Source organism: Stenotrophomonas sp. ZAC14D2_NAIMI4_6 (assembly GCF_003086875.1).
GTDB lineage: Bacteria > Pseudomonadota > Gammaproteobacteria > Xanthomonadales > Xanthomonadaceae > Stenotrophomonas.
Genome location: NZ_CP025996.1, coordinates 96,508 through 121,165, shown reverse-complemented (window position 1 = coordinate 121,165; position 24,658 = coordinate 96,508). Strand labels below are relative to the sequence as shown.

Here is a 24,658-nt window from a genome sequence, read left to right as displayed (position 1 = left end):
GCTCAGCGTCCTCCCAAGACAGGTGCTTCCTGTTGCTGTGCAGGCGTCTGGTGCGGGGGCGTCTGCTCCCGCGATTGCCGCTGAAGCTCCTGCAGACTGGCCTCCGCGTTGGTCTCTGCAATCTTGGCCGCATTCACTCCAACGCGCTGTGCAGCTGGATCGGTGAGGCTCCCCTGAACCAGGAACAGCGTCTCGCCGGCCGCGCCTCCCTGCACCGGATTGCTTGCCACCACCTGGTCTACTCGGCTCAGACCCGCAGCCTTCGTTTCAAGCAACATCACCAGGCTGTACTCGTCTGCGTGCTCTGCATAGGCACCGCCCATTGCACGCAAGCCTTGGCTGATCTGCTGCTGTAGGGGATGGTCACGATGTGACGGCAGACGCGGATCATCTGTTGCTGCGGGGGAAACTTCCTGACCACCGCGCTCGCGAACCTGTCCTGGTGCGACCGAGGTCAAGACGTACTGCCAGCTGTTCTGTCCAGGCGTACCGCGCACGACCTCGATGAAGTCGTCGTATTTTCCACCACCGATTGTCTGGCAACCGGCTGAATCGGTGTTCCGCGAGCTTCCACGATGGATCTTGAAGGTCGAGTTGAGGTCCTGCATTCCGTAGGTATCGCGTGCATCAAACCAACCGTCGCCATTGCTGTCACGCTCGACGCGACGAGCGCCGGCAATGACTGCTGCCGAGCTCGGGCGAAGGGCGAACTCGGCTGGATGATCTCGGCGCGGGTGTGTGGCCGCCCGCATCTCGGTGGTTCCCTCGGTCAACCGGCCAAGATCCCTGACACCATCGCCATTGACGTCTTCTCCTTCGGTCTTCTTCTTCCGAATCACGTTTTCAAACCCCGGACTCGGCTGCCTGGTCGCGGCGTGGGCATCGTACTGGGCGGTAGGTTCGGTGGTAGCCTCGTTGAATTCACGGGCATACCGGCCACCCTCAGCATCCTTCCAGAGCACGACGATGCGGTCGTTGTAGTCACCTCGACCGAGCTCCGTGGTCGTGCGGTCCTCCTTACGCAAGCCAAGGATGACCCGGTCTTGGGTACCCATGGCATCATGCGCAGCCGCACTACCCCGTACTGCTACTACGCTGCCGTACACGTCGTATTGCTGTGTCTGGCTCAGATCCCTCGTTTCCTCAGCATCTGGCATCCGCGGCGGCCGCGACGCCTCACGCAGTCGATCCAGCATCGGGCTGACGATGGCCCTGTGCCCGGCGGCAACACCCCCAGCGGCCTGCAGCGCTCCCAGCTCAGCCGCGCCGCGAACCGAGACGTACCGGTCCAGTGACTCCTGGACAACCGCAGCCTGGCCATCACACAGAGCCTCCAGCCGTTCAGCGGCAGCGCGTGCCTGGTTCTCCCGCAGCAACCGCATTACTTCGTCGGCTGCACTACTGATATCCATCTCGGGCATGTCCGCGTCCTTGTCATCCGTCAGGGCCCCAGCCTAACCAGCGCCCGCAGGCGTATCCTTGAATTACTGCACAGACCGTAATCGGACAATTCCGAAATAGCCGCAGTCGACCCGAGTCGCCGCGACCTTAGCCTCCCCGCCGGGCCAACCGCCGCGCCCGGCGCAGCACTTTCAGCGTGGCCTGTTCCCACTGCCGCGGGCCGCGCAGGCCGGCCAGCGAGGCCAGCTCACCGCGCTCCCAGCCGGCAAACACGCACGGGTCGATATAGGCCTTGCGGCACACGGCCGGCGTGTTGCCCAGCCGGGCCGCCACCTGGCACACCACCTCGCGCTGCGCCTTGGCCAGCGCCCGCTGGCTGGCCGGTTCGGGCAGTTCGGTGGCGGCGAATGCCTGCACCGCCGCCAGCGTGCCGCCCCAGGTGCGGAAATCCTTGGCGGTGAAGTCTTCACCCATCACCTCTCGCAGGTAGTCGTTCACCGCGCCGGAATCCACCGGCTGCAGCGCGCCTTCGTCATCGCGGTACTGGAACAGCGACTGCCCGGGCAGCTGCTGGATGCCGCGCACCAGCGTGCCCAGGCGGCGATCGCCCACCACCACCTCGTGCAACTGCCCGGATTTGCCCCGGAAGCGCATGCGCACACGGCCACCGCGCAGCAGGTCCAGATGGCGGTTGCGCAGCGTGGTCAGCCCGTAGGATTTGTTTTCCTGCGCATAGCTTTCGTTGCCCACCCGCACCAGGGTATCGGCCAGCAGGGCCACCACCACTGCCAGCACCTTGTCGCGCGGGAAGCCGGGCTGCTTGAGGTCGCGCGCCAGGCGCCGGCGCAGGGCAGGCAGCGCTTCGCCGAAGGCGATCACGCGGTCGAACTTGCCGGCGTCGCGCACGGCGGCCCAGTCGGCGTGGTAGCGGTATTGCTTGCGGCCGCGCGCATCGCGGCCGGTGGCCTGCAGGTGGCCGTTGGCATGGGCGCAGATCCACACCGCGGTATAGGCCGGCGGAATGGCCAGCGCGCGGATGCGCTGCAGCGTGGCGGCGTCGCGCAGCGCGTGGCCGTCTGCATCGCGGTAGCTGAAACCCTTGCCGGCGCGGCGCCGGCTGATGCCCGGCTGGGTGTCATCGACATAGCGCAGGCCGGCGGCGCGTGCAGCCTGGCGTTCGGGGGTGGGGGCGTTGGGCATGGCTGGCAGCATGGCCAGCGCCGTGCAGCCGACGCGTCAATAACGCAAGACAAACACGTGAGGGTGGGTTCGCGGCTATCCTCGGGGCATACCCTTCCATCCCTTTCTGGAGTCCTTGATGTCGTTCCCGATCCGCGCCCGATCCCTGTCCGCCCTGCTGCTGCCGGCCGTGCTGGCCTTGACCGCCTGCCAGGCGCCGTCGATGGACGAGCAGGATGCGGCGACCGCCCATGCCCAGCAGGCCGCCGAAGCGGCCAAGGCCCCGGCCGACGAAGCCGGCAAGGCCACCGAAGCACCGCCGGCCGGCACCTGCGATGCCAGCCAGGTGCAGAGCCTGGTCGGCCAGGCTTACACCGATGCGGTGGGCAAGCAGGCCCAGGAAGATGCCGGCGCCAGCCAGGTGCGCGTGCTCAAGCCCAACGACGTGGCCACCATGGAATTCCTGGGTGATCGCCTGAATGTGGAAGTGGACGCCAAGGACGTGGTGAGCGGCGTTCGCTGCGGCTGAAAAACCCCTGCGCTGGCAGGCACTTGCCAGCGCTTTGGTTGCACGCGCAACCGTGTGTTGCGGCGTTGCAGCAACTGTGATCTAGTCGAGGCATCCGGTGGCCTCACGATGCGCTCCAGGGAATGAGCGGGCACGAGTGTCCCCGCTCATTTCATTTCGCATCGAGGTAGAGATGGCCCCCCGCAACCGCCAAGGGCTTTACGACCCGCGCTCCGAGCGCGATGCCTGTGGATTCGGCATGGTCGCCCAGCTCGACGACCAGCCTTCGCGCCTGCTGGTCGACACCGCCATTGCCGCGCTCTCGCGCATGACCCACCGCGGCGGCGTCGCCGCTGACGGCCTGACCGGCGACGGCTGCGGCCTGCTGTTGCGGCGCCCCGATGCCTTCCTGAAACTGCTGGCCAGCGAGGCCGGCATCGCCATCGGCGCACGCTTCACTGCTGGCCTGGTGTTCCTGCCGCACGATGAAGCGGCCGCCCAGGCCTGCCGCGCGCAGCTGCAGCAGCAGATCGAAGCGGTGGGCTGCAAGGTGGCCGGCTGGCGCCTGGTGCCGACCGACGACAGCGTGTGCGGCCAACTGGCGCGCGACACCCTGCCGCGCATCGAACAGGTGTTCGTCGATGCCGGTGTCGGCCAGGACGATGCCGGCTTCGCGCTGGCCCTGTTCCTGGCCCGCCGCCGCAGCGAACAGCAGCTGCGCGAGCACGCCGATTTCTACGTCACCACGCTCACCCCGAACGCGATCAGCTACAAGGGCATGGTGCTGCCGGACAAGCTCAGCCGCTTCTACACCGATCTGCAGCGGCGCGAACTGGCCTCCAGCGCGATCGTGTTCCACCAGCGCTTCTCGACCAACACGCTGCCGCGCTGGCCGCTGGCGCACCCGTTCCGCATGCTCGCCCACAACGGCGAGATCAACACCATCGAAGGCAACCGGCGCTGGGCGCAGGCGCGCAGCAAGGTGTGGAAGACCCCGCGCTTCGATATCGCCGAGTTCGATCCGGTCATTTCCATGCACGGCTCGGATTCGCAGAGCCTGGACAACATGCTGGAACTGATGGTGTCCGGTGGCATGGAGCTGATCCAGGCGCTGCGCATCCTGGTGCCGCCGGCCACCCAGTCGCTGGAATTCAAGGACCCGGACCTGGCCGCGTTCTACGAGTTCTACGGTTTGAACAGCGAACCCTGGGACGGCCCGGCCGGCATCGTGGCCTGCGACAGCCGCTACGCGGTCTGTACCCTGGACCGCAACGGCCTGCGCCCGGCGCGCTGGATGCTGACCGCCGACCGCCACTTTCTGGTCGCTTCCGAAGCCGGTGTGTGGGAAGTGCCCACCGAACGGGTGGTACGCAAGGGCAAGCTGGGGCCGGGCGAGATGATCGCCATCGACCTCAAGCGCGGCGACCTGCTCGATTCGGAGGCCATCGACCGTATCAACCGCGGCCGCGCGCCGTACAAGCAGTGGCTGCAGCAGGGCGTGACCTACCTGCAGACCGAGTTGATCGACCCGTCGCTGGTGGAAGAACCCTTCGACGAAGGCACCCTGCGCAGCTACCACAAGCTGTACCAGCTCAGCAGCGAAGAAGTGGAGCAGGTGCTGCGGCCGCTGGCCGAAACCGAGCAGGAAGCCACCGGCTCGATGGGCGATGACACGCCGATGGCGGTGCTGAGCCAGCGCAGCCGTCCGCTCTACGACTACTTCCGCCAAGCGTTCGCGCAGGTCACCAACCCGCCGATCGATCCGCTGCGCGAAGACTGCGCGATGTCCCTGTCCACCCAGCTCGGCAAGGAGACCAACATCTTCCACGCCGGCCCGGAGACGGTGAACCACGTCATCCTGAATTCGCCGGTGCTGAGCCAGCGCAAGCTGCGCCAGCTGCTGAAGATGGACCAGTACGTGCAGGCCAACCGTCTGCTGGATCTGTCCTACAGCGAAGACGAGGGCCTGCGCGCCGGCATCGAACGCATCTGCAGCGAGGCCGAACAGGCCGCCCGCGAGGGCATGGTGATGCTGCTGCTGTCCGACCGTTACCCGGTGGCCGGGCGGCCGATGGTGCATGCGCTGCTGGCCACCAGTGCCATCCACCACCACCTCTCGCGCCTGGGCCTGCGCTGCGACGTCAACCTGATCGTCGAAACCGGCACCGCGCGCGACCCGCACCACATGGCCTGCCTGCTCGGCTTCGGCGCCACCGCGGTGTACCCGTACCTGGCCTACCAGACCCTGTTCGACCTGGGCCGGCGCGGCATCCTCAAGCTCAGCAAGGGCGGCGAGCAGTCGCAGATCGGCCGCCGCTACCGCAAGGGCGTCTACAAGGGCCTGTCGAAGATCATTTCGAAGATGGGCATCTGTACCGTGGCCAGTTACCGCGGCGCGCAGTTGTTCGAGATCATCGGCCTGGAACCGGAGGTGGTCGAGTTGTGCTTCCCCGATACCGCTTCGCGCATTGGCGGTGCCGGCTTCGCGCGCCTGGACGCCGACGCCCGCGAGCTGTGCGCGCAGGCCTGGGATGCACAGCAGGGCGTGGATGTAGGCGGCCTGCTGAAGTACGTACACGGCGGCGAGTACCACATGTACAACCCGGACGTGGTGACCACCCTGCAGCGCGCGGCGCGCAGCGGTGATCCACGTGCCTGGCAGCAGTACTGCGATGCGGTGCACGCACGGCCGCCGTCGGCACTGCGCGACCTGCTGGAACTGGTACCGGCCGCTGCGCCGACGCCGCTGGACGAAGTGGCCGCGGCCAGCGAACTGTTCCCGCGCTTCGATACCGCTGCCATCAGCCTGGGTGCGCTCTCGCCCGAGGCACACGAAGCGCTGGCCATCGCCATGAACCGCCTCGGCGGCCGCAGCAATTCCGGCGAAGGTGGCGAAGATCCCGCGCGCTACGGCACGCAACGTCGCAGCAAGATCAAGCAGGTGGCCTCGGGCCGCTTCGGCGTCACCGCCGAATACCTGGTCAATGCCGAGGTGCTGCAGATCAAGGTCGCTCAGGGCGCCAAGCCCGGCGAAGGCGGCCAGTTGCCCGGGCACAAGGTCAATGAACTGATCGCGCGGCTGCGCTACGCCAAGCCGGGCATCGGCCTGATCTCGCCGCCGCCGCACCACGACATCTATTCCATCGAAGACCTGGCCCAGCTGATCTACGACCTGAAGCAGGTGAACCCCACCGCGCTGGTGTCGGTGAAACTGGTCAGCCACGCCGGCGTGGGCACGATTGCCGCCGGCGTGGTCAAGGCCGGCGCCGACCTGATCACCATTTCCGGCCATGACGGCGGCACCGGTGCCTCGCCGGTCAGCTCGATCCGCTATGCCGGCGTGCCGTGGGAACTGGGCGTGGCCGAAGCGCACCAGGCGCTGCTGGCCAACGACCTGCGCGGGCGCACCCTGCTGCAGACCGACGGTGGCCTGAAGACCGGCCTGGACGTGGTGAAGGCCGCACTGCTGGGTGCGGACAGCTTCGGCTTCGGCACCGCGCCGATGATCGTGCTGGGCTGCAAGTACCTGCGCATCTGCCACCTCAACAACTGCGCCACCGGCGTGGCCACCCAGGATGATCGCCTGCGCGAGAACCACTTCACCGGCCAGCCCGAGCGCGTGGAGAACTTCTTCCGCCTGCTGGCCGAGGAAGTGCGTGGCTGGCTGTCCTACCTGGGCGCGCGTTCGCTGGAAGAGATCGTCGGCCGCACCGACCTGCTGCGGCAGATCGACGCGGCACCGCGCGAGGGCGTGCGCGTGGACCTGTCGCGCCTGCTGTCCGATGCCCGCTACGAGGGCAGCCATTGCGCCGCCCAGCGCCTGTACGAATCGCCGGACAGCCTGGCCACGCAGATGGACGGCCTGCTGGCCCAGGCCATCGAAGAGAAGCGCGGCGGCGAACACCGCTTCCTGATCCACAACACCGACCGCAGCATCGGCACCCGCCTGGCCGGCACGGTGGCACGCGTGCACGGCAACCAGGGCATGGCCGAATCGCCGCTGGAACTGCGCTTCCGCGGCAGTGCCGGGCAGAGCTTCGGTGCGTTCAACGTTGGCGGCCTGCATCTGGAAGTGGAAGGCGAAGCCAACGACTACGTGGGCAAGGGCATGGCCGGCGGCCGCCTGGTGGTGCGCCCGCCGCGTGGCGCGCGCTTCGAGGCGCGCAGCACCGCCATCATCGGCAACACCTGCCTGTATGGCGCCACCGGCGGCGAACTGTTTGCCGCTGGCCGCGCCGGCGAGCGCTTCGCCGTGCGCAATTCCGGCGCGCTGGCGGTGGTGGAAGGGGCCGGTGATCACTGCTGCGAATACATGACCGACGGCGTGGTGCTGGTGCTGGGCAAGGTCGGCCTGAACTTCGGCGCCGGCTTCACCGGTGGCCTGGCCTACGTGCTGGACGTGGACCGCGATTTCGTCGACCGCTACAACCACGAGCTGATCGACATCCACCGCGTGTCCGCCGAGGGCTTCGAGAACTACCGCCAGCACCTGCACCGCCTGATCGGCCGCCACCGTGAGCTGACCGGCAGCATCTGGGCGCAGCAGATCCTGGACGAGTTCCGCGATTACATCGGCAAGTTCTGGCTGGTCAAACCCAAGGCCGCCAGCATCGAGTCGCTGACCGAAACCCTGCGCCGCGCCGCCTGAGCGCGCGCACTGCACTGCCGAGACGATCATGAGCCGCAAGCACGCTTTCCAGTTCCTCGACCTGCCCCGCACCATGCCGCAGCGCATTCCCGTGGAACTGCGCACCTCCGGCGACTGGGGTGAGCTGTACGGAAAATTCGGCAAGGAAGACGCCCAGTACCAGGCCGGCCGCTGCCTGGACTGTGGCAATCCCTACTGCAGCTGGAAGTGCCCGGTGCACAACGCCATTCCGCAGTGGCTGCAGCTGGTGCAGGAAAACCGCATCCACGAAGCGGCCACGCTGTGCCATAGCACCAACCCGCTGCCGGAAGTGTGTGGCCGGGTGTGCCCGCAGGACCGCCTGTGCGAAGGCAGCTGCACGCTGGAGGAATTCGGCGCGGTCACCATTGGCGCAGTCGAGAAGTACATCGTCGATACCGCGCTGGCCACCGGCTGGCGCCCCGATCTGGAAGCGGTGCAGCCCACCGGCCACAGCGTGGCGGTGATCGGCGCCGGCCCGGCCGGCCTGGCCTGCGCCGACCGCCTGGCCCGCGCCGGCATTGCCGCGGTGGTCTATGACCGCTACGAGCAGATTGGTGGCCTGCTGCAGTTCGGTATTCCCAGCTTCAAGCTGGACAAGGATGTGATCCACCGCCGTCGCGAAGTGCTGGAGGGCATGGGCGTGCAGTTCCGGCTGGGCGTGGAGATCGGCCGCGATATCAGCGTGCAGCAGCTGCTGGACAGCCATGACGCGGTGTTCGTCGGCACCGGTGCGTACCGCTACACCGACGGCGGCCTGGTCGGCCAGGACCTGAAGGGCGTGCTGCCGGCGCTGCCGTTCCTGGTGCAGAACAGCCGCATTGTCAGCGGCGATGACCCCAAGGGCCGGCCGATTGCCGGCTGGGAAGACACCATTGCCCTGCCCGATCTGAACGGCAAGCGCGTGGTCGTGCTGGGCGGCGGCGATACCGGCATGGACTGCGTGCGCAGTGCCGTGCGCCTGGGCGCGGCCAAGGTCACCTGCGCCTACCGGCGTGACGAGGCGAACATGCCGGGCAGCGCGCGCGAAGTGGCCAATGCGCGCGAAGAAGGCGTGCGCTTCCTGTTTAACCGCCAGCCGCTGTCGATCGAAGCCGGCGCCGACGATGAAGTGATCGGCGTGACCGTGGTCGAGACCCGCCTGGGCGAACCCGATGCCAATGGCCGCCAGAACGCGGTGCCGATCGACGGCAGCGAATCGCTGCTGGAGGCCGACGTGGTGATCATCGCCTTCGGCTTCTCGCCCACCCTGCCGCCGTGGCTGGCCGAACACGGGGTGGAAAGCCAGGGCAACGGCCGCATCGTGGCCGGTGGTAAGCAGCGCCTGCCGTACCAGACCGCGCACCCGCGCCTGTTCGCCGGTGGCGACGCGGTGCGCGGTGCCGACCTGGTGGTGACCGCCGTGGCCGAAGGGCGCGATGCGGCCGCCAGCATCGTGCGGCTACTGGCCAGCTGAGACCGTCGTGCCCGGCTGAAGCGGCGTGGCCAGCAGGTCGGCCACGGCCGCGTGCAGGTCGTGCGCCGCCACCGGCTTGGCCAGGAAGCGGTCCATGCCTGCGTCGACACAGGCCTGGCGGGTACTGGCCAGCACGCTGGCACTGAGCGCGATGATCGGCACCCGCGCCGCACCCGGGCGGGGGTCGGCACGGATCGCGCGGGCCAGCGCGAAACCATCCATGCCCGGCATCTGGCAGTCGGTGACGACCAGCGCGAAGGTTTGCGCCTGCCAGGCCTTCCAGGCCTGCGCACCATCGGCCACGGCCTGCACCCGCAACCCGTGGCCACGCAGGCGGTTCACCAGCAGCTGGCGGTTGGTGGGATGGTCCTCGGCCACCAGCACATCGACGCTGGGCAGCCGCTGCGACGGCCCCGGCCGCGCCGGTACCGGCAGTGCGGCGGGCGGCACGCAGGCCGGCAGCCACAGGTCCAGCCACAGCGTGCTGCCCTGCCCCACGCGGCTGCGCAGCTGCAGCTGGCCGCCCATGGTGGCGGCCAGCTCGTGGCAGATCGCCAGGCCCAGACCGCTGCCGCCGAACCGGCGCGTGGTGGACGCTTCGGCCTGGGTATAGGCACTGAACACCGCCCGCTGCCGGGCGGGGCTGATGCCGACCCCGGTGTCGGCCACCTGCAGCCGCACCTGCTGGCCATCGCCCTGCTGCGGCGATGTCTGCGGCAGCACCTGCACGCGCAGTTCCACGCCACCGTCCAGGGTGAACTTCAGCGCGTTGCCGACAAGGTTCATCAGGATCTGGCGCAGGCGCAGCGCATCCACCCAGCAACCGGCCTGCAGGGCAGGATCCACTTCGCAGCGCAGGTACAGGCCCTTGCTTGCCGCCAGCGGCGCCAACAGCCGCTGCACGCCCAGCAGCAGGGCGCGCAGGTCGGTGGGCTGGGGCGCCAGCGCCGCCGCTTGCGGCTGCAGGCGCTGGCTGTCCAGCACGTCGTCCAGGATCTGCCGCAGCATCGTTGCGGCCTCGTCCAGGCTGCACAGTGCCTGCTGCTGGCGGCCATCGAGCGCGGTGCTGCCCAGTTGTTCCAGCAGACCCAGCAAGGTGCTCATCGGCGTGCGGATCTGGTGGCTCATCGTGGCCAGGAAATGGGTCTTGGCCAGCGCGCCCTGCTCGGCCTCCTGGCGTGCGTCCTCCAAGGCAAGTGCACGGTCGTGGGCGTCGGTCACGTCCATCCAGTAGCCGGTCCATTCCATGTCGCCGGTCTGCTCGCCACGCACGGCCATCGGCTGCGCACGCGAGCGCACCCAACGCCAGCCACGCCGGCCGCGGCTGCGGAAGCTGACATCGATCGGGCCACGCACCAGGGCGGCGGCATCGACATGTGCCAGCACCCGCGCACGATCGTCCGGATGCACGGCGGCCATCAGCTGCGCATGATCGATGCGCGCGGTATCCACGCTGACCCCGAACAAGGCGTGCACATCGCCGGCAATATGCGGCACGCTGTAGAAACCGCTGCTGCTGCGACGGGCGCGGAACACCACCGCAGGCAGGCTGGCGGTGACATCCAGCAGGCGCTGTTCCAGCCGCTGCCGTTGCAGCCCTTCGCGGTGCAGGCGCCAGAACCCGTAGGCATGCACCAGCGCCAAGGCCATGGCGGCCAGCAGCGTCGGTACCAGCCAGCGCAGCGCACGCTGCGGCGGCGGCCGCGCTTGCGCCTGCAACGGCGTCCAGCGCGCCAGCGCCTCGGCCTGCGCGGCAGGCGACGGTTCCTGCAGCAGCGGTGCATGGCGGGCCAGCCGCGCTGCGCATTCGGGCACGGTGGCCATGACCAGCGCATCGCTGAAGCCGGCCGGTGCAGCCACCCGCAGCACATCGCCGTAGAACTGCAGTGCAGCGCTGGCTTCGGCCAGGTTCACCACCACCGCATCCACGCGCCCTTCCACCAGCAGATCGAAGGCCTTGTCCACCGGCGCGGGGGGCAGCAGCAGGGCATACGGGGCTTGTTCGCGCAGGTGCCGGGCCAGCGGTTGCCGTTCGGGGCTGGCGACCGTAGCGCCCTGCAGGTCGCCCAGCCCCAGGACCGGACGCGCGCCGCGCAGGCGCACGATCACCTGCGGCACCTGCAGGTAGCTGTGGCTGCTGACCCATCCCGCCGGCACCTGTGCACGCGGCCAGCCCAGGATGGCCTGGGTACCGGCGGGCAGCTGGCCCGCGGACAGCGCGGCGGCCGGCACCGGCCTGGCCTGCATGCTGGGCTCGTGCTGCTGCAGGGCCTGCAGATACGTGGCCAGCACGCCGGCGGGCTGGCCTTCATGCACCATCGACAGGGGCGGACGATCGGCCGGATAGGCCACTGACCACGGCCCCTGGCACGCGTCCTTGGCGTAGGCGGCGGGCATCGCGGCCAGCATGGCCAGCAGGGCCCGGGCCGCACGGCCGGCAACGATCACGTTGGCATCCTCTCTGGCGCGGGCAAGCAGGCAGCGAAACCGCTCGGTGCCCTGCCGTCACGCTAGCGACTGGGATCGGCACGACAATGAGGAAACTTGCAAAAGCCGCTCTAGCGCGCCGATCACGACATACACTGCCGCTTCTACCATCTGCTGGAACCCACGATGCGCATCGGCCTGGCCGCCAACCGTCTGCACCACCATGATCCCCGTGCGGCGCTGTTCCGCTGGTTGCGCGCCAGCGAAGCGGGCCTGCGCCAGCTGGGCGTGTCGCTGCATGCGGTGGGCCGCACCCACGATGCGATCGAGCGGCATGGCTTCCTGGCCGGTTACGAAGGCCTGCGCCGCTATCCGTACGGTCGCCAGGGCGGACTGATGAAGCTGGTGGCGGAAGTGGTCGGCATGGGCGGCGATCGCGTGCTGGATGGCGCCATCTACCTGATCGATCCGGTCGATCCGTCCTCGGTGTTTCCCGAAGCCACCGCCTTGAAGCGGCAGTGCGTGATCCACGGCAAGCCCTTCATTTCCACGGTGGCCACGGCGCGCGACTGGGTGGAAGTGGAACGCGTGCATGCCGGTCTGGCCGCCGACCCGGGCGCCGATGACCTGCATGCCTTCGGCCAGCAGACGCTGGCGCTGATTGCCCACGATGCAATGAAGCCGGCCATGCTCGCCTTCGCCGATGCGCACTTCGATGTGCTGGCACGGTTCGGCGAACGCGTGGCCACCGGCACCACCGGCCAGCGCTTGAACGAGCTGGCGTGGAGCCGCGGCTGGTCGTCGGATACGCCCTGGGTGACCCGCTACCAGAGCGGGCCGATGGGCGGGGATGCGCAGATTGCCGACCGTGTGCTGGAGGGCCTGTGCCAGCGCGCGATCTTCTTCGAGGACCCGCACGTGGCACGCCAGCACGAAGCCGACATCCAGCTGCTGGAACGCGCCGTCACCACCGTGACCGACCAGGCGGTGTGCATCACCGCACCGCAGGTGGCCGCCCGTTGGGCGACCGCAGCCGCAAGGCGCAAGTAGAGTCGAGCTTGCTCGACTGGGCGCGGCGTTCGAACCAAGAGCCGTCGAGCAAGCTCGACGCTACAACAGCAACATCGCGGTGTTGGACCCAAGAGCCGTCGAGCAAGCTCGACGCTACAACAGCAACAGCGCGGTGTTGGACCCAAGCGCCGTCGAGCAAGCTCGACGCTACAGCAGCTGGCGCAGCATGGCCTTCAACCGGCGGCCTTCCAGCTGGAAGTAGTCGCGCTGCTCGCGCCAGGCCGGGAAGCGCTGTTCCACTTCCTGCCAGAACGCCGGCGAGTGGTTGGCCTGGATCAGGTGGCAGAGCTCGTGCACCAGCACGTACTCGAACGCCGCCGGGCGGCCCAGCACCAGCGCCAGGTCCAGCGCCATGCTGCCATCGGGGGCCAGCGAGCCCCATTGCGAGGACATCACCTTCAGCCGCACGCGGCTGGGCGCGCGCGGCAGGCCCGGCAGGTACTTGGGCAGCCAGCGGCCGACATCGGCGCGGGTCTGTGCCTCGTAGAACTCGCGCAGCAGGCGCCGCAGCGTGGCATCGCCGGCACGGGCCGGCCATTGCACGCAGGCGCCGTGTTCGTCGATCTCCAGCCGGGCGTAGCGGCCTTCCTGCCAGCGCACCGGCAGCAGCTCGCCGCGCAGCGGCAGCTCGCCGGCCTCACCCGGCTGCAGCGGCGCCGGCAGGCCGTTGTCCTGGTAGACGCGCAGTTGCAGCGCCAGCCAGTCGCGGTGCTGTTCCAGGAAGCGCTCGCCCATCACCAGGCTGGCGCGCGGCGGCAGGGTCAGGCGCGCGCCACGCTCGTCCACGCTCAGCTTGATGCGGCGGGCGCGCGGGTCGCGCACGCGCAACACCTCGATCTCGGCATCTTCCAGGCGCAGGCGCACGGTATCACGCTGCACGGTGGCGGGCGGGGTCGTGCCGATCAGGCGGCGCAGCAGGCGGCTCATGTGCCCAGCATAGCGCCGTGCGCGGCCGCCGGATGACCGGCGGCCGACGGGGTGCCTGTTCAGTCAGCCTTGCTGAGCTTGAAAGCCTCTTCCAGCAGCAGGAACAGGCGGCGGATCTCGGCGCTCTGCAGGGCGAAGCGGGCGTCGAATTCGGCGCGGCGGCCGTCTTCGTCGGCGTGCTCCAGCTGGTCCAGGGCGCCGTCGAGGAACTTCAGCTTGCGCACGATCAGATCGTCGCCGATCACGAAGGACAGGTTGTCTTCGAAGATCAGCGCCAGCTTGGTGACCTGCTTGCCGGCATCCAGGTGCTTGTCGATCTCGTCGCAACGCAGTTCCTGGTGCTGGCACTTCACCACCGCGCCGCCTTCCACCGGGTCCTTCATCTCGCATTCTTCGCCCAGGCTCAGGCCGGTGGGCAGCGGTTCGCCGGCAATCCAGCCGGTCAGGATCGAGCGCGGCGCCACTTCGGCGTTCAGCGGCATGGCCGGGAAGCTGCCCAGCAGGCCACGGATGTCGGACATGAAGTATTCGCCGGTCTTGCGGCTGGACGTATCCACGACCACGTAGCCGTGCTGCAGGTCGATGAAGGCATCATTGCGCGAGGACTTCACGAAGGCGCGCGGCAGCAGTTCGTGCAGCAGGTCGTCCTTCATGCGCTTGCGCTCGCGGCCACCGGGGCGGCGGCCTTCCTTCTCTTCGATCTCTTCCAGCTTGCGCTCCAGCAGATCGTTCACCACCGCCGCCGGCAGGATCTTGTCTTCGCCCCCCACGGTCAGCCACAGGTGGTCGGCGATGCGGTGCGACAGCTGTTCCTTCTCCTCGCGGCCAAACGGCGAGATGAAGCCACGCGAGTTCATTTCCAGCGCGCCCACCGGCTTGAGCAGGGCGTGCGGCAACAGGGTATCGACTTCGGAAAAATCAGTGGCGGTCGGGAAGCGGAAGAACGTCAGGTTGCGAAAGAACATGGAATTCCGGAAGGCAAGAGGAAAAAGGGACGATTCCGCTCAGGCAGCGGATATCTGTGCGGGTGCGTGGTCATCGGGCGGTGGCGGTGCACTGCCACGGTCCAACGCCATGAAGTCAAACAATGCGGGGTCGGCCAACTGCGAGGGATGCACCTGGCCCATGGCCCGTGCGATCTGATCGACGCGGCCCGGATGGTCGGCATCCCACTGCTTCAGCATCAGGCCCACCTGGCGGCGCTGCAGGTTTTCCTGGCTGCCGCACAGGTTGCAGGGAATGATCGGGAACTGGCGTGCCTGTGCGTAGGCGGCAATGTCGTGCTCGCGCACGTAGGCCAGCGGGCGGATCACCACGTGGCGGCCATCGTCGCTGCGCAGCTTCGGCGGCATGCCGGACAGCTTGGCGTGGTGGAACAGGTTCATGAAGAAGGTGGCTACCATGTCGTCGCGGTGGTGGCCCAGCGCGATGCGGGTGAAGCCGTGCCGTTCGGCATGGGCGTACAGCGCGCCGCGGCGCAGGCGCGAGCACAGCGAACACATCGTGCGGCCTTCGGGAATGACCCGGCTGACCACCGAATAGGTGTCCTGTTCGATGATCTGGTACGCCACCCCCAGGCTGGCCAGGTACTGCGGCAGCACGTGTTCGGGGAAGCCCGGCTGCTTCTGGTCCAGGTTCACCGCCACCAGTTCGAACGGCACCGGTGCCTTCTTCTGCAGCTGCAGCAGCAGGTGCAGCAGGGTGTAGCTGTCCTTGCCGCCGGACAGGCAGACCATGACCTTGTCGCCGGCGCCGATCATGCCGAAATCGGCGATGGCCTGGCCGACCTGGCGGCGCAGGCGCCGTTCCAGTGCGTCATGCCCGCCCGCGCCCACGCGCGCATCGCGCACCGCGCGCGGCACCGGGTCGGGAAGGGAGATCACAGCACTCATGCGCTCCATTCTAACGGCTTGCGGCCGCCCGGACCGGGGGTCGGAATTCCCCTCTCCCGGTCGTCATCGTCGCTGTGTATGCTCGCAGACTGTGGACACCTACAGCCCCGCCGAGATCGTCGAACGCTTGGTCGCCCTTCGCGCCGAGCACCGCGTGCTGGATGAACAGATCACCCGCATGGCGGCCAATGGCGAGGACGAACTGGAATCCAAGCGCCTGAAGCGGCGCAAGCTGCAGTTGAAGGACTGCATCGCCAAGCTGGAAAGCCTGCAGATTCCCGACGAACCGGCGTAACGGCCCGTTCGGGTTCCCGCCGCTCCTGGTAGGTGCCAACCTTGGTTGGCACGGGCGGAAGATGTGCGGACCAAGGTCCGCACCTACCCATTCCCGCCGGCCCTGGTAGGTGCCAACCTTGGTTGGCACGCGTGGAAGGTGTGCGGACCAAGGTCCGCACCTACCCATTCCCGCCGCTCCTGGTAGGTGCCAACCTTGGTTGGCACGGGTGGAAGGTGTGCGGACCAAGGTCCGCACCTACCCATTCCCGCCGGCCCTGGTAGGTGCCAACCTTGGTTGGCACGGGCGGAAGATGTGCGGACCAAGGTCCGCACCTACCCATTCCCGCCGGCCCTGGTAGGTGCCAACCTTGGTTGGCACGGTACCCATGAGGTTCCCATTCGCCGGGCGTGGCCCGGCGCTGCCGTCAGGCCTGCGGGGTCGGCTCGTCCGGGCGCGCCGCTTCCGGGCTGACCCGCTCAATGGTGTGGCGCAGCTCGCGGCCCAGGATGAACTTGGCGTCCTTGGCCCAGGCATCCAGCCGCTGGTCGAACACCAGCTTGCTGTTCTCATCCGGCCAGACCAGGCGCAGCTCGCGCAGCTTCTGGATGAAGCCGCGGAACAGGGTCTTGTCGAAGAACTCGGGCGCGGCCGGGGCGTACAGCAGGCTCAGGCGCTGCGCCGCCTGCTGGCACAGGCTTTCCAGTTCCGCGGTACCGAGCACGCCCGGGCCGTTCTTCACCAGCACCGAAATGGTGATGTAGTAGCGCTCGAACGCCTGCTGCAGGGAATGGCCGATCGCGCGCAGGCGGAAGACTTCGTCGGTCTGTCCGGTGTTGCGCGCCAGGATGCCGCCGTCATCGTCGTTGATGTTCTGCAGCAGGCCTTCGCGCACGAACACGTCGATGGTCTGCTCGATGCGCTGGGCGAATTCATCTTCGCTCCACGGCAGGAACAGCTCGGCCTGCAGGAACGGGTACACCGTGCGGCCCAGCTGCACCAGGCCGGTGCGGCTCATGCGGCGGTTGTTCTGGAAGCAGCAGGCCACCCACGAGGACGCGGTGAACAGGTGCAGCACGTTGTTGCGGAAGTAGCTGAGCAGCACCGCGGTGTCGCCGCTGACACTGAGCACGTCACCCAGCGGGTGCTTGATGCGGGTCAGGACGTTGATTTCCTCGGCGTGGGCGATGATGCGCTCCGGCGAGTGCGGGGTCACCGTCACCCGGTCCGAATACGGCATCTCGACCAGCAGGGTCTTGCACAGCTCGATCTGCGCGATCAGGTCGGCCTCGCCCATCGCGTGCTTGGGCGTGGACAGCAGCGCCAGCGCCAGCAGGTTGATCGGGTTGACGTCGGCGGCGCCGTTGATGCGCACCTGGATGCGCTCGGCCAGGGTATCGACGGTGCTGGACAGCCAGCTCGGCTTCTCGTCTTCCGAGACGGCCTCGCCGTTCCACTCCGGCGCCTTTTCAGCCAGCACGTCGTTCAGCGCGATCGGTTCGCCGAAGTTCACCACCACCTGGCCGTAGTTCTGCTTCAGCACCTTGGGGATGCCCCACAGCAGCTGCCAGATCGACTCCTTTTCCTTCGGCCGCCCGGACAGTTCATCCAGGTAGCTGCCGCCTTCCATCAGCTTTTCATAGCCGATGTAGACCGGCTGGAACAGCACCGGCTTGCGCGGCTGGCGCAGGAAGGCGCGCAGGGTCATCGAGATCATGCCGCCCTTGGGCTGCAGCAGGCGGCCGGTACGCGAACGGCCACCTTCGACGAAGTACTCGATGGAATAGCCGCCGGCGACCAGCTGCGCCACGTATTCACTCAGCACCGCCGAATACAGCGCGTTGCCGCGGATCGAACGGCGGATGAAGAACGCACCGCCCTTGCGCAGCAGGGTGCCGACCACCGGCAGGTTCAGGTTGATGCCGGCCACGATGTGCGGCGGCACGATGCCGCGGTCGTACAGCAGGTAGGACAGCAGCAGGTAGTCCATGTGGCTGCGGTGGCTGGGCACGTACACCACTTCGTGGCCCGGCGCGGCGGCCTTGAACTTGTCCAGGTGGTGCACCAGCACGCCCGCATAGATGCGGTTCCACACGTGGCTGAGCATGAAGCTGGCCGAACGCACCACCGGGCTGGAATAGTCCGCGGCGATTTCCCAGGCGTAGGCATGCGCCTTCTTCCAGGCCTCGGCGGGCTTGGAGTTGTCGCGCTTGGCCTGGGCGGCAATGGCTTCGCGCACCGTTTCGGCGGCCAGCACCTGGTCCACCAGCAGGCGGCGGGTGGACAGATCCGGGCCGATCACCGATTCACGGATGCGGCGGAAGTGGGTACGCAGCACGCGCTGCAGCTTGCGCACCGTACGTTCGGGCTCCAGGCCCTCGTCCACGGTGGAACGCAGCGAAATGGGCGGGGCGAAGCGCACGATGGTGCTGCGGCCGTTCAGCAGCAGGCCCAGCAAGCGGCGGAAGCGGCCGACCAGCGCCCAGTTTTCCGAGAACAGCACCGCGAACCAGCCGCTCTGCTTGTCCGGCGCGCGGCCGACGAAGATCGAGACCGGCACCAGGTGCACGTCCAGATCGTCGCGCACGCGGTGCGCCTGCAGCACCTTGGCCAGCGAATCGGAATGGGTCTTGGCGCCGCGCTGCTCGGGAATGAGCGAATTGCTGGAGCTGCGACGCGACAGCGCCAGGTAGGCGCGCTTGCGGCCGGTGGGGTCACCGGCCAGCGGCACCAGCGGCGACGGCAGACCGGCCTGGCGGCAGGCCTTGTCCAGGATCAGCGCGTTGGACAGGCCGTAGTCTTCCAGCACGTAGACCACCGGGCGGCCGTCGTTGTACTGGCCCGGGTCTTCGGGTTCGATCTTCAGCGACAGCCACGGTTCCACCAGCCGGCCCAGCAGCCGCGCCCACAACGGGCGGCGGCCCGCGGCACGCGCAGCCGCAGGCGGCGGTACCGGGTTGGGGCCGGTGCCGGTCGAGGGGGACGCCGGCACTGCATCGGCGGGCGTCGTCTGGGATTCTTCGCCGGGGAACGGCAGCGGGTTCTGTTTCGACATCGGCGCCATTATGGCTTAGGCGGCGGTGTTGCCGCTTCCCCGGCCGCGTCCGGGGCCGCGGTGGGTGCCGGTGCGGCGGCCGCGCGCGCGGCATCGGCCTGGCGCAGCAGGGCGTCGGTATCGGCCAGGGTACGGGTCAGGTACCAGTGGCCTTCGCGGCGACTGAGCGGCAACTGCAGGGTCAGGGTGCTGCCGGCCAGTTCGTAGGTCATGCGGACGAGGGCGTTGTCGCCCTGCACCGACAGCAGCTCACCCTGCAGGCTGCGCAGCGCTTCGTCCACGCCCAGCCCGTAGCTGGCCAGCACGGCCTTCAGGGTGTGGATGAACGGTGCCAGCTGCTGCAGGCTGCCTTCCATGCCGGCCGCACGCAGGCCGTCCTCGTTGCCGAAGCCGACCTTGCCGGCGGCACCGACCAGCGCGCTGATGGTGCTGCGCGCGCGCGCACGGTCGCTGATCGGGGCGCCCTGCGCCCACAGAGCGAGGGTCTGCACCAGTTGCACGTAGTGCGCCTGCTGGCTGGGCGTGTAGCCCTTCTGGTGCTGCAGGTACTGCACCCCGAAGTTGCCCATCGACTGCGCGGCCTGGCGCACCGCGCTGGCCTGGCCGGCCAGCTGGCGGTCGAAGCTGCGCTGCAGGCGGGGGCCGGCATCGGGCTCGCGCAGGGCCGACAGCATCGGCAGCAGCTGGTCACCCAGCGGCAGTTCGGTCAGCGGCCACTGGCTGTGGCCTTCGTCCCAGGCCTGCTGCAGCCGCTGGTACTGGCTGGGCGGTACGGCCAGCCTGGCGTAGCCCACCAGATCATCTTCGGCCAGGCGCTGGGCCATGGCCTGTACTGCAGCGACCGGCTCAGCGGCAGGTGCGACGGCATCTGGGCTGGATTGGCGGCAGGCGGCCACCGCCAGCAGCAGCACGGCCAACAGCCCCCCGTAACGCGCAGACCTTGTTTGCACTGCCCTTGCCACGCTCATGCATTCGGACTCCCCGGACCGGTCCGCATCTTGCGGCCTGCGAGGTGACAGCGGCAAGCCGCACGGTCACGGTTTTCCGCACAGCCCGGGGTCGGAACCCTTCTGCGGCCCGGCAGAAGGGCGCTGACCCCACTGCGCTGGCGTACAAAAAAAAGAGCCCGGATCACGGGGATCGCAGGCTCTTCAAACCGGCACAAGGCCGGAGGACAAGGTGTCGCACGGTTCCGGCACGAGGCCGGATGGCGGCGATGCTACGCCGACCTTCAAGTTCAGGCAATACTTCATGTAACACAAGTTAAATAATTGATTTTATTGACTCAATCCTTCTGCCACACCGCTTCAATGAAATCCACGGCATGTTTTTCGGCGATTCGGGCATAAACCCCGGGGTAGCCGGCCAGCGCGCAGCCCTCGCCCCAGCTGACGATGCCGAACTGGGTCCAGCCTTCGCGCAGGCGCAGCAGCAGCGGCCCGCCGGAATCGCCCTGGCAGCTGTCCATGCCTTCGCGACCGGCACAGATGACCTTGCCGCGCGACAGCTCGCCGGCGTAGGCCTGCTGGCACTCGGCGAAGGGCACGAACGGCACCTGCACGGTCTGCAGATGGGTCGGGAAGGCGTCGGCGCCGCTTTCGGTCGTGCCCCAGCCGATTACGGTGAAATCGCGGCCGGGTTTGAGGTAGCTGGCATCCGGGCGCAGCCGCAACTGCACCGGTTCGGCGTCGGCCAGCGGCGCGTCCAGCTGGATCAGGGCCACGTCGTGTTCCAGCGCGCTGCCGCTGTTGAACGCCGGGTGCACGTGCAGGGCGCGCACGTTCGAGGGCCGCGGGCTGGCTTCGGTGGACAGCGCGGTGGCGCCGCCCAGCACCGCCAGCGCAGCCGGCTGTGCGCCCTGCACGCAATGGGCGGCGGTCAGGACCCAGGACGGTGAGATCAGCGTGCCGCCGCAGAAGTGCCGGTCGTAGTCGGTATCGCCGTAGGACAGCCCCTGCAGGCTGACCATGAACGGGTACTGGCCCGGTTGGGCGCTTTCGCCGCCGATGATGCGCGGCGTTTCGCGTGGCGCCGGCGCCGCGCTGGCGGTGCTGGACGCGGCGAGCAGGCCGGCCAGCAGGAACAGGGTATTGCGATCCATGTAGGTGTACTCCCTTCATCGTGAGTGGGCCGGCAGCCAGAGGTCGTGCCGGTTCACCGATTGGGAAGCACAGCGGCGCGCCGTTGCGCCGACCCGCGCACAGTTTTCGCCGCTGGGGATGCTTGCGACAGGCTCATCCGTACAAATGCGAACGCCATCCCACGGTGGGTGGGATGGCGTTCGGGGTACGGAAGTGCGGTACGTCGCCGGCAGGCTCAGCGGGCAGCCAGAGCCGCCACGATTTCCTGCTGGATGGCACGTGCGGCGGCCTGCGGATCGGCCGCCAGGCGGATCGGGCGGCCGACCACGATGGCGTCGGCGCCGTCGGCGAAGGCCTGGGCCACGCCCACCGTGCGCTTCTGGTCATCGCCCACCGGGCCACCGGGGCGGATGCCCGGGCAGACGATCGAGAACCCGGCACCGGTGGCGGCGCGGATCGGACCGGCTTCCTGGCCCGAGGCGATCACCCCGTCGATGCCGGCTGCCTGGGCGGCCAGCGCGCGCTCGACCACCACGTCGACCGGTTCGCGGTCGATACCCATCTGCGCCAGGTCCGCACGGCCCATCGAGGTCAGCACGGTCACCGCCAGCAGGCGCATGTCGCTGCCGTTGGCGGCCGCGCAGGCTTCCATCATGGCCGGGTGCCAGCCGTGGATGGTGGCGTAGCTGACCGGCCACTGCGACAGGCGCTTGATCACCGCGGCGGCGGTGGCCGGAATATCGAAGAACTTCAGGTCGACGAACACGCGCTTGTCGCGGCGGGCCAGTTCGTCCAGCACCTGGAAGTACTCGCCGGAGGCCAGCAGTTCCATGCCGATCTTGTAGAACGCCACGCTGTCGCCCAGACGGTCCACCCACTCCAGCGCCTGCACGCGGTCGGGCACGTCCAGGGCGAAGATCAGGCGCTCGTCAGCGCGCAGCGGCAAGGGCGCGCGGCTCACGGTGCGTAGTCCAGCGCGGCGCGCTTGGCGTCATGGCGGGCCTGGCGCGACTGACTGTAATCGTTGTTGAACTGGGCCGGCTCGAAACCGCCGTAGGTCGGGTTCGGCAGCATCCACCAGCGCTCGCCGAACCAGTCGTGGTACTGCTGCAGCAGCGCGTCACGGCCTTCGTTGGTGTTGGCGGTCACTTCCACGAAATCGCCCAGCTGGTCGCCGAACTGCATCAGCACGCGGTACTTCTGCCCGGCCAGGCGGCGGCGGCAGTTCTTCTCGCTGCCGGCCTGCTCGCAGCCTTCCACCACGGTGCCCAGACCCAGGAACACGCTGTCATCGGCCACCGGCAGGCCCTGTTCGCGCAGGTTGGCCAGGGTCGCGTCCTTCAGGTGCACGGCGCGGTTGGAGATGTACAGCAGGGTCACGCCCTTGGCGTTGGCGGCCTTGGCGAAATCGACAACGCCGGGAATGGCCTTGGCCTTCTTTTCGGCCACCCACTGGTCCCAGCTCAGCTCGTCGTATTCCTTGCCATCGCGCACCAGACGCGCCTGGTAGGGCGAGTTGTCCAGCACGGTCTCATCCAGGTCGAGCACCACGGCCGGCTTCAGGCCCTTGGCATCGTTGCCGCGCTCTTCGGGCACCAGGGCGTCCCAATGGGCTTCCTTCAGCGCCACGTCCAGGTGGTCGGCGGCAGCGCGGTAGGTCTGCTCGGTGATCGCCTTGTATTCCTGCGCACGCTGCATCCACAGCACCGCATTGAGGTTGTCGTTGGCGGTGGCATCGGGCGCGCCTTCTGCCTTGGCAGTGGCGGCCGCAGCCTCCGGGGCGGCGGCTTCAGCGGCAGGCGCATCCACGCGCTTGCAGGCGGACAGGCCGAGCGCTGCAGTGGCGAGCAGGCTCAGGGACAGGGCAACGGGACGACGCATCAGGATTCACCGGCATTCAGATATACCGGCCCATTTTACCGGCAAAGACGCCACCGGGGCCGCTATGCTTCCCGGTTCACCCGTTGCGTGCTGCAGGCTGCCATGACCGATTCCGCCCCGACCCCCGACGTTCCCCTGCTCGACCCCATCCAGGCCCGCCTGCTGGGCTGCCTGGTGGAGAAGGAGGCGACCACGCCGGACACCTATCCGCTGACAGTGAATGCTGCGCAGTCGGCGGCCAACCAGAAGACCGCCCGCGAGCCAGTGATGAACGTCGATGCCGGCAGCGTGCAGCACGCCCTGCGACAGCTGGAGACGCTGGGCCTGGCCCGCCAGCACTTCTCGTCGCGCGCCGACCGCTACGAGCACCGCCTGCAGGCCGCGCTGGACCTGACCCGGCAGCAGACCGTGCTGCTGGCCCTGCTGCTGCTGCGTGGGCCGCAGACCCTGGGCGAACTGGTGACGCGCAGCGAGCGCCTGCACCGTTTCGCCGATACCGACGAAGCCCGCCACGCGATCGAACGCCTGCAGCAGCGTGGCCTGCTGCTGGTGCTGCCGCGCGCCAGCGGCCAACGCGAAGACCGCTACATGCACCTGCTGTGCGGTGAAGTGGATGGCGCGGCACTGGCGGCGAAGTACGCCGGCAGCGGCGGTGGCAGCAGTCCCGCCGGCGCCGACCCGGACCTGCTGGCCCGGGTGGAGCAGCTGGAAGCCACCGTGGCAGAACTGCAGGCGCAACTGGCGGAACTGCGCGGCGGTTGAGGGGTAGGTGCCGGCCGCTGGCCGGCACGATGCCATGTGAACTCAGGTCGGCGTATCGACATCGTCCCAGTCGGCCTGTTCAAAGCAGAACAACCAGTTCAGCGCGTAGTGGCGCTCGTAGATCACACCGCCCTCCAGCGCACCGGGCATCGGTGCACCCTGGCGCTGGGCCTCACGCGCAGCCCAGTGCAGGCGGTAGTGCAGATCCAGCGCATCCAGCAACTCGGCGGTATCGCGCAGGGTCGCAGGCTCGCTGCCACTGTCAGCCTTCTGCAGCAAGGCGCCCACCACATCCGGCACGGCACAGGTCGCCTGCGGCCACGGCAGCGCCTCGGACAGGCCCAGCGCCCACAGCAGCACGGCCAGGCTCTCGTAGCGCCAGCCGAACGGCAGAGCCGCCTCGGCGTCCCCGTGCTCGATGAAGGCGGCCTCGGCCGGGCTCAGGGCCTCGGGCAGGGCCGGCAGACGCTCGGCCAACTCGGCCAGGCTCAACGGTGGGTCACCGGCCTGCAGCGCCTCGGCGCGCAGCGCACACGCCAGCAGCGCCTGTGCTCTGGCCCAGACCTGGGCAGGTGCGCGCAGCTGTGCCTCGGCCGTGCCCACCACGGGTGGCAACGACGGCGGGGCATGCACCGCGTGGGCCTGCAGCTGCTGCTGGCTGCGCGCCCCGCGCTGCTCGGCGTCGACGGGATAGGGCACCTGTGCCTGCGGATCGAGCGCGTCACCCAACAGCACCTTGCCGGCCGGATCGCGGACGCTGCCATCTTCCAGGAAGCACACCGCGTTGGCCTGGAGCAGCCAAGGCTGCAGCGCCGCAAGATCGGCTTCGTCCAGCTCGAACAGGTAGTGCTGGCGCACGCGCTGCACGTGCCGCATCAGGTGATAGCGCGCCGCGGTCATCTGCCCGTCGCCATGGCCCAGCACGTAGTTGACGAAGCCGCCCAGGTGCGGCGCCAGTGCGGGGTCATCAAGACCACGGACGTTGGCAGCGTCGGCCTGTGGTGGCGGTGCCAGTACGTGGCCGAGGGTGGAATACGCGTTGATCAGCATCGGAGCATCCGTGCAGGAAAACAGTCCT

18 protein-coding genes are annotated in these 24,658 nt (G+C 68.4%); 6 read left to right on the top strand and 12 right to left on the bottom strand.

Annotation, left to right across the window (positions count from 1 at the left end; translation table 11 throughout):
* Positions 1-2: 2 nt before the first annotated feature.
* Positions 3-1,421 carry an XVIPCD domain-containing protein gene (locus C1933_RS00465; protein ID WP_108751745.1) on the bottom strand — a complete coding sequence of 473 codons (1,419 nt, stop codon included), beginning with the start codon at positions 1,419-1,421 and terminating at the stop codon, positions 3-5.
* A 127-nt stretch (positions 1,422-1,548) separates the two neighbouring features.
* Positions 1,549-2,601, bottom strand: coding sequence for a DNA topoisomerase IB (locus C1933_RS00460; RefSeq protein WP_108754683.1), 1,053 nt, complete (start codon positions 2,599-2,601; stop codon positions 1,549-1,551).
* A gap of 118 nt (positions 2,602-2,719) precedes the next feature.
* Here C1933_RS00460 and C1933_RS00455 point away from each other — a divergent pair, with 118 nt between their 5' ends.
* The 3 genes from C1933_RS00455 (at position 2,720) to C1933_RS00445 (ending at position 9,210) form a co-directional block, all read left to right on the top strand.
* Positions 2,720-3,109, top strand: a complete 390-nt coding sequence (locus tag C1933_RS00455; protein ID WP_108751744.1) for an I78 family peptidase inhibitor — start codon at positions 2,720-2,722, stop codon at positions 3,107-3,109.
* A gap of 172 nt (positions 3,110-3,281) precedes the next feature.
* Positions 3,282-7,736, top strand: a complete 4,455-nt coding sequence (gltB, locus tag C1933_RS00450; RefSeq protein WP_108751743.1) for a glutamate synthase large subunit — start codon at positions 3,282-3,284, stop codon at positions 7,734-7,736.
* Positions 7,737-7,764: 28 nt separating this feature from the next.
* Positions 7,765-9,210, top strand: a complete 1,446-nt coding sequence (locus C1933_RS00445; RefSeq protein WP_108751742.1) for an FAD-dependent oxidoreductase — start codon at positions 7,765-7,767, stop codon at positions 9,208-9,210.
* Here C1933_RS00445 and C1933_RS00440 read toward each other — a convergent pair.
* Positions 9,196-11,658: a response regulator gene (locus tag C1933_RS00440; protein ID WP_234414600.1), complete on the bottom strand. Its 2,463-nt coding sequence runs from the start codon at positions 11,656-11,658 to the stop codon at positions 9,196-9,198. The genes C1933_RS00445 and C1933_RS00440 overlap by 15 nt on opposite strands.
* Positions 11,659-11,823: 165 nt before the next feature.
* On the opposite strand from C1933_RS00440, the gene C1933_RS00435 reads away from it, so the two are divergent.
* On the top strand, positions 11,824-12,687 hold the full coding sequence (locus tag C1933_RS00435; RefSeq protein ID WP_108751741.1) for a methylglyoxal synthase: 864 nt from the start codon (positions 11,824-11,826) through the stop codon (positions 12,685-12,687).
* Between the two features lie 168 nt (positions 12,688-12,855).
* On the opposite strand, the gene C1933_RS00430 is transcribed toward C1933_RS00435, so the two are convergent.
* From C1933_RS00430 to ttcA, 3 genes are read right to left on the bottom strand one after another with little or no spacing between them, the layout of a single operon-like run.
* Positions 12,856-13,635, bottom strand: coding sequence for a SprT family zinc-dependent metalloprotease (locus tag C1933_RS00430; protein ID WP_108751740.1), 780 nt, complete (start codon positions 13,633-13,635; stop codon positions 12,856-12,858).
* A gap of 59 nt (positions 13,636-13,694) precedes the next feature.
* Positions 13,695-14,600 carry a recombination-associated protein RdgC gene (locus tag C1933_RS00425; RefSeq protein WP_108747982.1) on the bottom strand — a complete coding sequence of 302 codons (906 nt, stop codon included), beginning with the start codon at positions 14,598-14,600 and terminating at the stop codon, positions 13,695-13,697.
* Between the two features lie 39 nt (positions 14,601-14,639).
* Complete coding sequence (gene ttcA / locus C1933_RS00420) at positions 14,640-15,527, bottom strand: tRNA 2-thiocytidine(32) synthetase TtcA (protein WP_199911397.1); 888 nt, start codon at positions 15,525-15,527, stop codon at positions 14,640-14,642.
* 91 nt (positions 15,528-15,618) lie between these two features.
* On the opposite strand from ttcA, the gene C1933_RS00415 reads away from it, so the two are divergent.
* A complete protein-coding gene (locus C1933_RS00415) occupies positions 15,619-15,822 on the top strand; it encodes a YdcH family protein (protein ID WP_079224582.1) in 204 nt (67 codons plus the stop codon).
* Between the two features lie 406 nt (positions 15,823-16,228).
* Here the strand turns inward: C1933_RS00415 and plsB are convergent, their stop codons facing one another.
* The 5 genes from plsB to C1933_RS00390 all read right to left on the bottom strand — a co-directional run bounded on the left by plsB (position 16,229) and on the right by C1933_RS00390 (position 22,818).
* Positions 16,229-18,865 carry a glycerol-3-phosphate 1-O-acyltransferase PlsB gene (plsB, locus tag C1933_RS00410; RefSeq protein WP_108747980.1) on the bottom strand — a complete coding sequence of 879 codons (2,637 nt, stop codon included), beginning with the start codon at positions 18,863-18,865 and terminating at the stop codon, positions 16,229-16,231.
* Positions 18,865-19,824 carry a hypothetical protein gene (locus tag C1933_RS00405; RefSeq protein WP_108751738.1) on the bottom strand — a complete coding sequence of 320 codons (960 nt, stop codon included), beginning with the start codon at positions 19,822-19,824 and terminating at the stop codon, positions 18,865-18,867. The genes plsB and C1933_RS00405 overlap by 1 nt, the downstream gene beginning before the upstream one ends.
* Positions 19,825-20,141: 317 nt before the next feature.
* The gene (locus tag C1933_RS00400; protein ID WP_108751737.1) at positions 20,142-20,957 is read right to left on the bottom strand and encodes a serine protease; all 816 of its coding nucleotides are present in this window, start codon (positions 20,955-20,957) and stop codon (positions 20,142-20,144) included.
* Positions 20,958-21,172: 215 nt separating this feature from the next.
* On the bottom strand, positions 21,173-21,898 hold the full coding sequence (pyrF, locus tag C1933_RS00395) for an orotidine-5'-phosphate decarboxylase (protein WP_108751736.1): 726 nt from the start codon (positions 21,896-21,898) through the stop codon (positions 21,173-21,175).
* Entirely contained in the window at positions 21,895-22,818 is a 924-nt protein-coding gene (locus tag C1933_RS00390; RefSeq protein ID WP_108751735.1) for a 5'-nucleotidase, lipoprotein e(P4) family, read from the bottom strand. Before C1933_RS00390 ends, pyrF begins: the two co-directional genes overlap by 4 nt.
* A gap of 102 nt (positions 22,819-22,920) precedes the next feature.
* Between C1933_RS00390 and C1933_RS00385 the strand changes: the two genes are divergently transcribed.
* Complete coding sequence (locus C1933_RS00385) at positions 22,921-23,580, top strand: DUF480 domain-containing protein (RefSeq protein ID WP_108751734.1); 660 nt, start codon at positions 22,921-22,923, stop codon at positions 23,578-23,580.
* 42 nt (positions 23,581-23,622) lie between these two features.
* Here the strand turns inward: C1933_RS00385 and C1933_RS00380 are convergent, their stop codons facing one another.
* Positions 23,623-24,630 (bottom strand): DUF4272 domain-containing protein, encoded by a 1,008-nt coding sequence (locus C1933_RS00380; protein ID WP_108751733.1) that lies wholly within the window; start codon positions 24,628-24,630, stop codon positions 23,623-23,625.
* Positions 24,631-24,658 lie beyond the last annotated feature (28 nt).

Coding starts and splice junctions, on each gene's coding strand:
- C1933_RS00430 (WP_108751740.1), bottom strand. CDS start 13,635: ATGAGCCGCCTGCTGCGCCGCCTGATCGGCACGACCCCGCCCGCCACC.
- C1933_RS00400 (WP_108751737.1), bottom strand. CDS start 20,957: ATGGATCGCAATACCCTGTTCCTGCTGGCCGGCCTGCTCGCCGCGTCC.
- C1933_RS00455 (WP_108751744.1), top strand. CDS start 2,720: ATGTCGTTCCCGATCCGCGCCCGATCCCTGTCCGCCCTGCTGCTGCCG.
- C1933_RS00465 (WP_108751745.1), bottom strand. CDS start 1,421: ATGCCCGAGATGGATATCAGTAGTGCAGCCGACGAAGTAATGCGGTTG.
- C1933_RS00385 (WP_108751734.1), top strand. CDS start 22,921: ATGACCGATTCCGCCCCGACCCCCGACGTTCCCCTGCTCGACCCCATC.
- ttcA (WP_199911397.1), bottom strand. CDS start 15,527: ATGAGTGCTGTGATCTCCCTTCCCGACCCGGTGCCGCGCGCGGTGCGC.
- gltB (WP_108751743.1), top strand. CDS start 3,282: ATGGCCCCCCGCAACCGCCAAGGGCTTTACGACCCGCGCTCCGAGCGC.
- C1933_RS00435 (WP_108751741.1), top strand. CDS start 11,824: ATGCGCATCGGCCTGGCCGCCAACCGTCTGCACCACCATGATCCCCGT.
- C1933_RS00390 (WP_108751735.1), bottom strand. CDS start 22,818: ATGCGTCGTCCCGTTGCCCTGTCCCTGAGCCTGCTCGCCACTGCAGCG.
- plsB (WP_108747980.1), bottom strand. CDS start 18,865: ATGGCGCCGATGTCGAAACAGAACCCGCTGCCGTTCCCCGGCGAAGAA.
- C1933_RS00460 (WP_108754683.1), bottom strand. CDS start 2,601: ATGCCCAACGCCCCCACCCCCGAACGCCAGGCTGCACGCGCCGCCGGC.
- C1933_RS00380 (WP_108751733.1), bottom strand. CDS start 24,630: ATGCTGATCAACGCGTATTCCACCCTCGGCCACGTACTGGCACCGCCA.
- C1933_RS00445 (WP_108751742.1), top strand. CDS start 7,765: ATGAGCCGCAAGCACGCTTTCCAGTTCCTCGACCTGCCCCGCACCATG.
- C1933_RS00405 (WP_108751738.1), bottom strand. CDS start 19,824: ATGAGCGTGGCAAGGGCAGTGCAAACAAGGTCTGCGCGTTACGGGGGG.
- C1933_RS00425 (WP_108747982.1), bottom strand. CDS start 14,600: ATGTTCTTTCGCAACCTGACGTTCTTCCGCTTCCCGACCGCCACTGAT.